This is a genomic window from Cytobacillus praedii, assembly GCF_001439605.1.
In the GTDB taxonomy this organism is placed as follows: Bacteria; Bacillota; Bacilli; order Bacillales; family Cytobacillaceae; genus Cytobacillus; species Cytobacillus praedii.
This window is the reverse complement of record NZ_LMBX01000005.1, coordinates 154,252-166,489: the sequence shown is the minus strand read 5'-3', so window position 1 is coordinate 166,489 and position 12,238 is coordinate 154,252. Positions and strand designations below refer to the sequence as shown.

Sequence of the window (12,238 nt, the reverse complement as noted above, 5' to 3'; positions counted from 1 at the left end):
TTAATTTAGAATCTTCCTCCTCTTCACTCAATGAGAGGAGGAAGATTTTTTATCATGATTTCCATTCACTACTCAATGATACCTGATTCTAAAATATCCATCGTGACTTGTACAGATATATTAATATCTGGATAGATTTCTTCCCATTTCTCCTTGTTCCACTTACGTGTTCGTGTACGAACTTCTTCACCAATGCCGAGGGGGTCAATTCCTTTTTCTTGAAATTTTTTAATCATTTCTTCAGAATTCTTTTTTATATCCTCTTCCATCGCCTTTTCTAACTCTTTAATCTTACGATCGCGTAATGGCCCATCATTATATTCTCGAATCATTGATTTTAATTTTACATGGATCGTAATATCAGAGTTTGTCATTGGTTTTGGGATTTGATATTTTCTCTTTGAACGAATGTTAAATATAGAAACTTTCGTCTTTTCATCTAATTTAATCGCATGTGTATCATTTTCACCTTTTCGATTTAAAAGGATTTTCAAATAAAAATATTCTTTTTCCTCAATTCGATCGACCATTTTATCTCCATCAAATAACCCAATCGCTTTTAGATTTATCTTCCCGTCCTTCTTCCCAATTATAGGAAGCATCGGGTCCATTCCTTCTGCATAATACTTATATGTAAATTGATGTAAATTAGTTTTATGGATCAAGCCTGATTCGATATTCTGTTCAATTAGATTGGATAAAAATATTCCATTATCCATATTCCCATACTGCTTACTTAACAATTCTTTAGGACTTCCATCTAATACAGCTAAAAACACATTCGATCCAACTGATGGATCCCTTTCTAACGTATCTAATAAATCCTTTATCCCTCTTTCCGCTGTTTTTGTTTCATATAAAGTAACCTCTAGTTTCCCGCTGAGTAATGGTTTCTCTGACTGTAAGCTATGTTTATCACGAACTTCTTTACTCATAATTGAAGAAGCAACCAATATTTCGTTTTTCACAGATTTATCTGGTTGAAAATTCGGGAAGACTGCAGTAACCTCTATTTTATCTTCACCAATGTATTCATAGCCAGCTGCTGTCGCCAATTGAATATCGTCTAGGACCCTTTCCCTTATATGCATACAGCCTGAAAGAAACATAAGCATTACTAGGAAAAGAATGAACAGGTTAATTACCCTTCTCAAACTTCCCCCTCCTTATTTTAGATAGTAGAAATGATATAAGGGTGAGTAAAGGCATATAAATAAAGATTAAACATATTCCTAAATAAGACATTGTTTTACTTAACAAAGCAATATTCTCTCTGCCTTGGACAGCTACTGTCACACAAAATAATATCCCTAGCGTAACGACTACAACTTTTTTGGATTTTAAATTAAAAATTTTCCGAATGCCTTTCGTAGAAGCCCAGACTGAAAAGCAAATATTTGGGAGTATAATTAAAACCCATGAGGTAATCCCAATGTACTCAAACCTTTCCACAAAGGGCATCTCAACAATCTTCCATAATGATAAGGTTGCCCAAATTTGTTTACTTACTTGCTTCTCACTAAAAAAGCCTATAGTAACTATTAAAATAAATAAATAAATGACCATTGTTAATATATTTCCTAATTGTGCCCACTTATGTGATTTTTTTGGGTGTTTAATGTTTGGATAATACATGAGCAAAGTTGAAAAACCTAGATATCCTAAAATCATATCCTTAGTAGATAGTGTGATTTCCTTAATCGAGTGGTTCCAAATGGGCAGTAAATTTCGGAAATGTGCAAACTCAATAGGAAATAAAAACGTAAAGAATAAATAAAATGGGATGCATACACCTAAGAAGCTAAGACCGGCAACAATGCGGAATCCTCCAGTAACGCAATAGTACGCTAGAATGATAAAGATCAGACTAAACATGTAAATATTAATGGTTGGAAACATCCATACTTCAACAATTTCAATGTAATTTCTTAAAGTAACCATTCCAATCATCAGCCAATATATAATCCAGATAAAGCTTATCATGCCGCCAATCCATTTTCCAAAAAGGTCTTTGTGGATTTCTACAATGTCCTTCTGATGCCTATTTAGTAATACATACATTAGCCAAATGATGAAGCTTACTATTATCCCAGCAACTAGAACAACGATCCAGGAATCATTTCCAGCTGATTTCATAATTACTCGCTGGAATCCTAACACCCCTACTCCAACTTGTACCGCATGAATGTTAAAGAAAACAAGAAAAGGTGATATTTGCATCTCTTTTTTTTCCAATTCAAACACCCTTTCTCTTTCTCAATTCCTTTTTTATTCATTCTTTTCTTTAGCTTTTGCTGTATTAAAACGCACTGTATCTTCCGTTTGTTCAAGGATGGGTCTTTTCGATTGTTTTGAAAAAGGCAGACGAATAAGCGAATCCTTTAAATCCTGAACTCTTAGCGGATAAAATGGCTCAAGGAACGGTCTTCCTAATGAGGATAATCTTAATAAATGAATAAGAAGAAAACAAAAGCTAACTGCAACGCCTAATAAACCAATATAGTGTGCCATCAGCAAAAAAGGAAAGCGTATTAGCCGGATTGTATTGCCCATTTGGTAAACAGGAGTAGTAAAAGAGGCAAGTGCTCCTAGGGCAACGATAATTAATAAAACATTACTTGTTAAACCCGCTTCTACTGATGCCGTCCCGATAACAATACCGCCAACGATACCGATTGTCTGTCCAACCTTTGTAGGGAGTCTTGCCCCTGCTTCCCTTAATAATTCAATCGTCAATTCCAAAACAAGTGCTTCCAAGATGGGAGGCAATGGAATAGCACTTCTAGAGGTGATGAGTGTACTCAACATGTCCTTAGGAATTAATTCATAATGATACGTAAGAACTGCAACATAAATGGGCGTGACTAAAATAGAAAATAGGACAGCAAAAAATCGGACTAAGCGAAAAAAGGAAGCCACAGTCCAATTTAAGAAATAATCCTCAAATGCAGAGAAGAATTCAAAAAAGGTTGTAGGTCCAATCAAGCCATGAGGGGCACCATCTACTAATATTGCAACCTTTCCATCCCCAAGCACCGAAGCAATCCGATCTGGCCGTTCTGTATCAATTAATTGCGGGAAAGGTGAATTTTGGTTGTCCTGAATTAACTGTGTAAGGTAAGAACTATCATTAATCTGATCCACCTTTAATTCTGATAGCCTTTGAATAACTGTATTCACGTTCTCTTTATTCGCAATTCCTTCAATATAAAGAACAGAAACTCTCGTTTTCGATATTTTCCCAATTTGTAATTCCTTGATGATTAACTCTGGCAATGGCAGTCTTTTTCGGACAAGATTAATATTCGTATCCAGCGATTCTACAAATGCCTCTTTCGGACCTACGACACTAAATTCTACCTCAGGAATGGTAACTTGACGTGTTCGCTCCACACTTGCTTTTGCAAGACCCACTTGGTTTAAATTATTTGTATCAAAAATAAGTACATGCCCTCTTAACAGTTGGTCCTGTATCACCGTTGTATTCTTTTCAAGAGTAACTTCTTCTATGGGAATGACATTAGGCAAGGAAGAGATGAGTTCTAGCTCTTTTAGATAGGGCAGGATATCCCTATGCAAAATTTCTGTATCTATTAAAGACGAATAATATCCAATACAAAGCATTGATGATCTAGATGCATAAGTAAATTGTGTAAATTCATCAGATTCCGTTAGTTGCTGCAGCAATACTTGAAAAGAATCATCCTTTACTTGATCCTTCTCATTTCTGTCTGTTTTCCTTTTGTTTCTCCATATGCGCATCAGAAGCTCACCTGTCTACAAATAAATGAATACCTATTTTCATACTTTACAAGAACCCTTGAAATTATACGCTTATGCTTTTCGTTCCTGCTATCCTGAAGGGTGTATAAAAAAACTGACCCAAAATGATTGATTCATTTTAAGTCAGCTTTTTTACCTGTTTACATTGATCTTATATGCTGATTTAAGATTTTCCCGCTCGCATTTCGTGGGAGTTCTTTGACAAAAGTATATTGCCGAGGCCTTTTGCAAAACAAATTCACGTAATTCATTTTCTGAAACATCATCTTTTGCAACGGTGACTGCTTTTACCTTAAGGAAGCAATTATTCAATTTGAGAGAATTAGTACTGCTCCAAAAAAATTGTGCAACAAATGAAGGTGCAGATGTTTTGCGGGAGGCAATTTCTGTCTTTGCCGGGCATGGAGGAATGGAGGAATTTTCTTCCCTGCAAAGAATTTTCAGGGACGTTGTTGTGAAAGAACGATGGGAAAGACCTCGAAATCTCCTTTTAACGCAAATTTACCGCGATATCCAGCGGGTATCAGGCTGGTATTCTCCTGAGGCGTTTGTTGCCAGTGTATTAGATGGGGCATCACAAGAGGAAATTAAAAAGTTTAACGAACAACTTGAAGATTTATTAGAAAGGCCAGTCATAGGCGAAGTTAGTGAAGCTTCAATTGATGCAGCTATAGAATGGGATAGTTTTTGCACGTCCTTTTTTAAAGCATATCAAGAAATGGCTCTAAAGGAGATTGAATAAAAGAAAATGAAAAAAGGCATCCGTTTTAAGCTAGAACGAATGCCTTTTTTGTAGCTAAGAAATTGAGATGGGCGGCAAGGTATTGCCTGTTTCAAGCAGGCTCTTTAAATTACTAATGATTGCAGGCCAGCCATTGTTAAATCCTTCAAACGTATCATTCCGCTCCACTATATCAGATGAAACCAAATTTTCATGTATTAAAGTTAATTTTACAATTTTGCCCATCGGCTTTATTACAAAAGTTACTTTAGTCGGCTCGTCACGTATAGCTTTATCACTTACATACGTCCATGTAAAAGAAAGAATGCGCTCTGGCACACATTTAAGAATTGTTCCATAGTCACAAACTTCCCCATTTCTAGAATAGGTAACTTCTGACCCCTCTTGCCAATTAGATTCAATCTTACTGCCAAAAAAATACTTCTCAGTAACCTCTCCTTCTGTAAGAGCATGCCAAAGTTTATCTGGTGCTGTTGCAATATAGGTCTCATAAACAAACGACAGATTAGTCATTTGTTACCTCCTCATTCTACTATTTGATTTATCCATGCTGTTCTTATAAGTTTATAATGGTGATAGTTTTGATTATCTATTTCAACATCAGTTATTAATTCAAAACCACATTTTTGCAGAACTTTATTTGAACTTACATTTTCTATTAGTGCAACAGCATTTAGAACTTCAAGATTCGTTTGTTCAAACAAATATCTTATTAATCCCCTCGCAGCCATTGTTGTATAGCCTTTATTCCTATGTTCCTTTGAAATCGCATATCCGATTTCTCTGTTTGGAGCAGGTAATTCATCCTTTATTCCAGTATTGCAAAAGCCAATAAATTTACCCGTTTCTTTTAATATAATTCCCAAGTTCAGATAATTTTGATCTTCAATATTTGGAACTGCTGATAAGAATTCTTTATTGGAAGGAATTTCGTATTTCTCCATCCAAATGAGCCGCTGTTCCCTAGATGCCTTGCTATTCGGGATAAATTCATATACTTCAGGTTGTGAAGTCAGCTCATATAGCGCATCTACATCTTCCATTTGATATTCTCGAAGGAGAATGTCTCCACAGTCGATTGTTAATATTTCTTTCATGTTGTTTCAGCTCCTGATATGTAAAGTCCCTTCTTAATTCCACTTCCTTCTACAATATTCCTTCTTAAATGTTAGAAATTAAATATGCACAATTTTAATTATTCAATTGACTTTAAGAATGTAGAAATGCTATATTTTATGTATTCTAAAAAAAGGTGTGGGGATTTATGTCGGGAGTAGGTATCAACTAATTTAGTTGAATAAGGTTTTTAATAACTGGTATAGCCAGTTTATTAATTATGCCTTTTTTCACAATGTGCTTCATTGTGAATACCTACCTAAAGACTGCTTCCTTTTCCATATATTCGTGTAGCATATAAGTATGTTATAGCGAAAAGCATGGCGGGATTTGTCCTGTCATGCTTTTTTGCTTCATTCTTCTTATTGTTTTTACGATAGGTATGCTTTGTTTCTAACAATGCATATGCCCGCAGGAGCTTTCTATCCAAATAACGGATTTTTTTGTTATTCGGAAAGGTAGGAGCATTTTTGCGGGCATTTTTTTATCTAAAAAACAATACGATGGAGGCAAACATGAATACAATGACATTTGAAAAATTACAATATAATGAACTTAAAGAAATCGTAAAATCTTACTGTATTAGCAGTCTTGGTAAAGGATTACTTGATAAACTTCAGCCTAGTACAAACATGAAGGTTGTAAAAAACCGATTAAATGAGACAACGGAGGCACGAAATTTATTGAATGCTGAAAACCATCTTCCGTTAAAGGGGATTACAAATATCGGCATTCACATTGAAAAGCTCGAAAAAGGCATGATGTTAAGTCCTTCAGAGCTAATAGCAATATCCGATTTTTTAAGAGGCTGCAGAAACATTAAAAAATTTATGGCAGATAAAGAATTCTTTGCTCCAATTTTACACTCTTATGCACGCTCAATGACTGAGTTTAGAGGGATTGAAGATGAAATTAATTTCTCAATCAAAGGAAACAGTGTGGATTCCGAAGCAAGCAAAGAGTTAAAACGAATTCGTAATCATATTTCAAATACGGAAGAAAAAATCGAGGATCTGTTAAATAAATTTTTAAGAAGCAGTGCAAATAAAGAGTGCATTCAAGAATTTTTTATAAGCAAAAAGGGCGATAGGTTTACCATTCCTATTAAAGCATCTTATAAAAATAAAGTGGCTGGTTCAATCGTTGAAATTTCCTCTAAAGGTTCCACTGTGTTTATCGAGCCTGCAGCTGTTTCTAAACTAAATGCAGAATTAGCTGTTCTAAAATCCGAGGAAGCCATCGAGGAATATCAAATTTTAGCTACCCTTTCAGGAATAATCCTTGAAGGGATTCAAGCAATTAAGATAAATATTGAACTTATAGCGCAGTACGATATGATCTTTGCAAAGGCAAAATTTAGTAAAAGTATGGATGCCATTGAACCGAAATTAAATAATCATGGATATATCAAACTTGTGAAGTGCAGGCATCCCCTTTTACGAGGTACCATAGTGCCGCTAGACTTCGAAATTGGAAACGAATACCGCAGTTTAATTATTACCGGTCCAAATGCAGGCGGAAAAACAATCGTCCTGAAAACAATTGGCATTTTGTCACTAGCGGTTATGTCAGGGTTTCACATAACTGCTGAGGAAGGAACAGAGCTGGCTGTGTTTGATCATATATTTGTCGATATTGGCGATAATCAAAGCATTGAAAACTCGCTCAGTACCTTTTCATCTCATATGAAAAATCTATCAGAAATATTGAGTGCATCAAATAATCATACATTGCTGCTTTTTGATGAAATCGGAAGTGGAACAGAACCAAATGAAGGGGCATCATTAGCCATCGCCATTCTTGAGGAATTTTACAAAAAGGGATGTCTTACAGTTGCGACCACACATTATGGAGAAATTAAACGATATTCAGAAATCCATAGCGATTTCATGAATGCCGCGATGCAATTCAATAGTGAGACACTTGAACCACTGTATAAATTATTAATTGGGAAGTCTGGAGATAGCAATGCGCTCTGGATAGCTAGGAAAATGAATATCGCTGAACATATTTTGCAAAAAGCACAACAATATATAGAGAATAAAAATTACGATTTAGAGCGAGTAAATGAAAGCAAGATACGTAAAACCAAGAAAGAGACATTTGAAGAAACAGCCGAGTATGAATTTGAAGTTGGAGATAAAGTAAAGCTAACAGAATATGATGATTATGGCATCGTCTACAAAAAGAAAGATTCATTTAATCATGTAGCTGTTCTTTTTAATGATACATTCCTAGAAGTAAATGCAAAAAGACTGGTACTGGAGATTAAGGCAAGCGAATTATACCCTGATGGATACGATATAAATTCTTTATTTGTCACTTATGAAGAGAGAAAATTCCACCGAGATATAGAAAGAGGCTCAAAAAAGGCATTGAAAAAAGTGAGTAAAGAGATTAGAAATCGAAAGGACCAATAAAGTGTAGGATGCCACGCTATTTTGCATAAAATATTTAGTGACCAGTATTTTTTTACTTTAATACTGGTCACTAAATGATTATTAAAGATAACTTTCCTAAATATGTAATATTTGGGTTATAAAGGGTATTTATACACCTATTTTTCCCTTTTAATATAATTTTCAGGTTCTATAACCTCATTATGAACCCGCTTTACCCTTTTATTGTAATTTCCAGACCCTATAACCTCTTTACGAACCCATTTTTCCCTTTTTTTGTAATTTCCGGGCACTATAACTTCTTTATGAACCCTCTTTTTCCTTTTATTGTAATTTTCGGGTCCTATAACCTCTTTATGAACCTCTTTTCCCTTTTATTGTAATTTTCGGGTCCTATAACTTCTTTATGAACCCTCTTTTCCCTTTTTTTGTAATTTATGGGCACTATAACTTCTTTATGAACCCTCTTTTCCCTTTTATTGTAATTTTCGGGTCCTATAACCTCTTTATGAACCCTCTTTTCCCTTTTATTGTAATTTTCGGGTCCTATAACCTCTTTATGAACTCCTTGTCCCCTTTATCGTCAGTTATGGGAAGTGCATCTTGTTTACATAATATTATTATTGTTATCTTTTTTTTAAACCAAACATCGATTCTACGACTAACCCGTTTCTCCCTTTTGTTGTAACAGCTTGGGAGAGCGAATTTAATATAGCCTCCTCTGTTGCTTCTGCTGCACCGGCAAAAAGCTGGTTCATTAATGGATGATCTTCCCTAATATGTGTTACAGTTTGAAGAACTGCTTCACTATTGTGGGGAATTTTATTTGCAGTTGAAAATGCAATAACAATATCCCCGCTCCCATGGCTAAAATGGCTGCCTGTTCTGCCCAAGCCAATGCCGCATCGTTTGGCAACACGTAATAGTTGTCTGTCACTTAACGGAGCATCTGTTGCAAGAACCATAATGATGGATCCATCTGATGTTTCATCAATTCCTTTCCTAACGTCTTTAATCCCAGGATACTTTTCAAAAGGAAACTCTATCTTCCCTCCAAAATTACTAAGAACCATACAGCCAATTGTATATGTTTGAACTCCCTCTTCAATCACTCTAGATGAGGAACCTATGCCACCTTTATATCCAAAGCAAACCATGCCTTTTCCTGCGCCAACAGCCCCCTCTAAAGAAATATCCGCCGTTGCAGTCTGTATGGCATCAATCGCATGATTTGGCTTCACAGGAAATTTCCTAATTGAATTTAACTGACCATCATTGCATTCACCAACAACAATATTTATTGTACCTGTTGTATCACCGATCTCAGGGTTTTCTTGTAGTATGTACTCTAAGGTTCCCTGTGTAACTGCTGGCACACCGAATGTATTTGTGAGCATAATTGGCGATTCAAGCACGCCTAACTCATTTAACTGGACAAGACCTGTTGTTTTTCCGAACCCGTTTAACACATAGCTTGCTGCAACCACTTTTTCTCTGAAGAGGTTTCCCCCATGAGGAAGAATAGCGGTCACACCGGTGCATGCATAATCTCCATCATCTAATGGATAGTCCAAGGTCAAATGGCCAACTTTTACACCATCCACATCAGTTATGCAGTTCTTTTTTCCCGGTAAAAGGGCTCCAATTGTCATTCCACGATTTCTTAATTTCACAAGTATTTCCCCCTATTTTGCAACTGTCATATTCTTATTCCTCTTAATTTTGCGATACATCTCTTCATAAGCACCAGAACCAAGCACTACACCAAATAATATAAGGATAAAGCCCAACACTTGGGTAACGGTAATTTTCTCTCCTAGAAAGAAAGCTGCCCCTACAAGTGCGAAAAAAGGATTTAAATTAAGGAACATAGATGCTTCTGCTGCCCCAACTTTTCCAATTGCACTGTTATAGCCCATATGTCCCATTGCTGTTGCAATAATCGCGGAAGCAAAGAAGATAGCCCATAAATTGATTGAATGATTGGCCATGCTAGCTAATCCTTTTGGTTCAACAAATAAACTAATAATAAATAGAATTGCCGCCCCTATTACCAGCATGTAGCCAGTCATTAATCTTGGGTCCAATGACTCTGATCCTTTTTTTATAAGGATAAAGCTTGCTGCCTGAGCAAGAATAGAAATGAATATAAAAATATCCCCCGCGGAAACACCTGCATTTCCCCCGCTGCCCTGAAAGACGATAAAAGATACGCCAGCAAGTCCTAGTACAATTCCAATGATACGAATACTTGTTAATGAACTTCCTAAAAATATTACTGCCAAAATAGCCGTTAACAGTGGTCCAAGTCCGAGGATCAATCCCCCATTTGCTGCGGATGTCTGTGCAAGACCTGTCGATAAAAAATACTGGTGTGCGACCACATTTAATAATCCGCCAATAAAGACATAAATGAATTCCTTCTTTGTAAGCATTCGGACTTTCTTTATTGAAAAAAGGAAAATAAAAACAGTCAACCCCGAAACAAAAATACGCAGTGCTGTCATTGTCACAGGCATAAAATTCTCGACTAAAACTTTAGTCGCGGTTACATTGAATCCCCAAGCAACCATTATTAAAAACAAAATAAAATAGATCTGTTGTTTTTTCATTCGAGTCACTTCTTTCATCAATTACATTTGTTTACATGGCTTGCTTTTCTTTAATGATACGCGTTCGATTAAAATGGCGATCCATCATCAACCCATAAATGGATGCCAATACTTGCTGAAAGAGCATGCCAATAACGACTGGTACTGCGACCTGAGGAGGAAAGTAAGAAACCGCAATAACAGCTCCTGCACTAATATTTCTCATTCCGCCGGTAAAGGTTAAAGCAATAATTGTTTCTTTATCACACTTACACCATTTCCCTATAAAAAATGAAAATAAGTAACCGGTAAACGCAATGAAAAAAACGGTCACCGTAATAATGATTAGTTTTATATTCACTTCTTGCAAATACGGAGCCACCACAGCACCATTTAACATAACAACTAAACCCATGCCCATCTTTGAAAATGGTGCTAGACGCGGACTCCATACATCCTTTGCCTTCTCATTTGTCCATTGATTCAATAGCATACCAAGGAGTGAAGGAAGAACAATCATGCCAATTAAGCCCTCCATCATGCTAAAGATATCCATTTCTATTTTTTCACCGACTAGGATAGATAGAGTTAAAGGCACGATAAATGGAGAAAGGAATGTATCAATTAAAATGATTGCTAGTGTAAAAGGAATATTTCCTCGGTAAATTGAAACCCATATAAAGCTAGAAATCCCTGTCGGTATTGCCATTGCTAAAATAAAGCCAGTAATCGTATATAAATCCCCGCTAAATACGATATGTCCAACTCCCCAAGCCCATGCTGGCATCAAAATATGTAAAATAAAAAGAACAATAATCAAGGAGAATGGATGATTCAAAGTTTGTTTTAGTGAGGAAAAATTGGAGCTAAGACTGCCTGCAAATGTCATAAATGCAAAAATCCATGGAATAAAAAACGAATAGTCTTTGAGAATGCCAGCAAACAAAACACCTAGTACAACACTAGTTGGCGTGATTACGGGCATCATTCTTTCTAGTTGTTTGTTTAATTTTTGTAACAAAATCTATTCTCCTCATTAGATTATTAGAAGAAAACGATTCTTCCTTTATTCGGAAAAACCGTTTTCTTTGCCAAAAGCAATGATCATAAATCTTCCACTGCTGTTACATATTGCTCATACCATTTTTGCCATTCTACTTTTCTGGAATTAACAGTTTTCCCATCAAGGAGTTTCTCGATTACATCTAAACATACATGCCACCCGGCAAGATCTCTTGGGGTATGATCGGTGAGTTTATTGATTTTTTCAATTAAAACGAGCCTGCACCCATTAGGTTCTTTTGCTAATTCAAAACGGACGATGTCCTCACCCCATGTGTATTCTAAAACAGCCTCATCTGTTAACTCGAGAATTTCCATTTTTTCAAACGTGCCATCACCCATATCAAACTTAATATATCCGCCTTCACGTAGTTCATCTGCCTTTAACTCAGGAAACCAGGTTCCCAATTTTTCATTTTCAGTCAGCATTCCCCAAACTTGATTAACTGGATGATTGAGGTGACGTTCAAATATGGCACAATAACCGCCTTCAGTGCTTTCTATAACTGCGAGCATATGTAAATACCTCCCAACTATAATACAAC

General features: G+C 36.0%; 11 protein-coding genes. 2 read left to right on the top strand and 9 right to left on the bottom strand.

What is annotated here, in order from left to right; all coding sequences use genetic code 11:
* Positions 1 to 68 precede the first annotated feature (68 nt).
* The 3 genes from ASU02_RS07655 to ASU02_RS07645 are packed head-to-tail and all read right to left on the bottom strand — an operon-like array spanning position 69 to position 3,762.
* Positions 69 to 1,154: a Ger(x)C family spore germination protein gene (locus ASU02_RS07655; RefSeq protein WP_057762638.1), complete on the bottom strand. Its 1,086-nt coding sequence runs from the start codon at positions 1,152 to 1,154 to the stop codon at positions 69 to 71.
* The gene (locus ASU02_RS07650) at positions 1,138 to 2,235 is read right to left on the bottom strand and encodes a GerAB/ArcD/ProY family transporter (protein WP_057762634.1); all 1,098 of its coding nucleotides are present in this window, start codon (positions 2,233 to 2,235) and stop codon (positions 1,138 to 1,140) included. Before ASU02_RS07650 ends, ASU02_RS07655 begins: the two co-directional genes overlap by 17 nt.
* A gap of 33 nt (positions 2,236 to 2,268) precedes the next feature.
* On the bottom strand, positions 2,269 to 3,762 hold the full coding sequence (locus ASU02_RS07645; RefSeq protein ID WP_057762632.1) for a spore germination protein: 1,494 nt from the start codon (positions 3,760 to 3,762) through the stop codon (positions 2,269 to 2,271).
* Positions 3,763 to 4,096: 334 nt separating this feature from the next.
* Between ASU02_RS07645 and ASU02_RS07640 the strand changes: the two genes are divergently transcribed.
* Entirely contained in the window at positions 4,097 to 4,525 is a 429-nt protein-coding gene (locus tag ASU02_RS07640) for a hypothetical protein (protein ID WP_057762630.1), read from the top strand.
* 54 nt (positions 4,526 to 4,579) lie between these two features.
* Here the strand turns inward: ASU02_RS07640 and ASU02_RS07635 are convergent, their stop codons facing one another.
* On the bottom strand, positions 4,580 to 5,038 hold the full coding sequence (locus ASU02_RS07635) for an SRPBCC family protein (protein WP_057762628.1): 459 nt from the start codon (positions 5,036 to 5,038) through the stop codon (positions 4,580 to 4,582).
* Positions 5,039 to 5,049: 11 nt separating this feature from the next.
* A complete protein-coding gene (locus tag ASU02_RS07630; RefSeq protein WP_057762626.1) occupies positions 5,050 to 5,622 on the bottom strand; it encodes a GNAT family N-acetyltransferase in 573 nt (190 codons plus the stop codon).
* Positions 5,623 to 6,156: 534 nt separating this feature from the next.
* Here ASU02_RS07630 and ASU02_RS07625 point away from each other — a divergent pair.
* Positions 6,157 to 8,061 carry an endonuclease MutS2 gene (locus tag ASU02_RS07625; protein WP_057762624.1) on the top strand — a complete coding sequence of 635 codons (1,905 nt, stop codon included), beginning with the start codon at positions 6,157 to 6,159 and terminating at the stop codon, positions 8,059 to 8,061.
* A gap of 605 nt (positions 8,062 to 8,666) precedes the next feature.
* On the opposite strand, the gene ASU02_RS07620 is transcribed toward ASU02_RS07625, so the two are convergent.
* From ASU02_RS07620 to ASU02_RS07605, 4 genes are all read right to left on the bottom strand, one after another.
* Positions 8,667 to 9,713: a DmpA family aminopeptidase gene (locus tag ASU02_RS07620; RefSeq protein ID WP_057762622.1), complete on the bottom strand. Its 1,047-nt coding sequence runs from the start codon at positions 9,711 to 9,713 to the stop codon at positions 8,667 to 8,669.
* 12 nt (positions 9,714 to 9,725) lie between these two features.
* Complete coding sequence (locus tag ASU02_RS07615; RefSeq protein ID WP_057762620.1) at positions 9,726 to 10,652, bottom strand: DMT family transporter; 927 nt, start codon at positions 10,650 to 10,652, stop codon at positions 9,726 to 9,728.
* A 31-nt stretch (positions 10,653 to 10,683) separates the two neighbouring features.
* On the bottom strand, positions 10,684 to 11,652 hold the full coding sequence (locus tag ASU02_RS07610) for a bile acid:sodium symporter family protein (protein ID WP_057762619.1): 969 nt from the start codon (positions 11,650 to 11,652) through the stop codon (positions 10,684 to 10,686).
* Positions 11,653 to 11,735: 83 nt separating this feature from the next.
* Complete coding sequence (locus ASU02_RS07605) at positions 11,736 to 12,209, bottom strand: SRPBCC family protein (RefSeq protein ID WP_057762617.1); 474 nt, start codon at positions 12,207 to 12,209, stop codon at positions 11,736 to 11,738.
* Positions 12,210 to 12,238 lie beyond the last annotated feature (29 nt).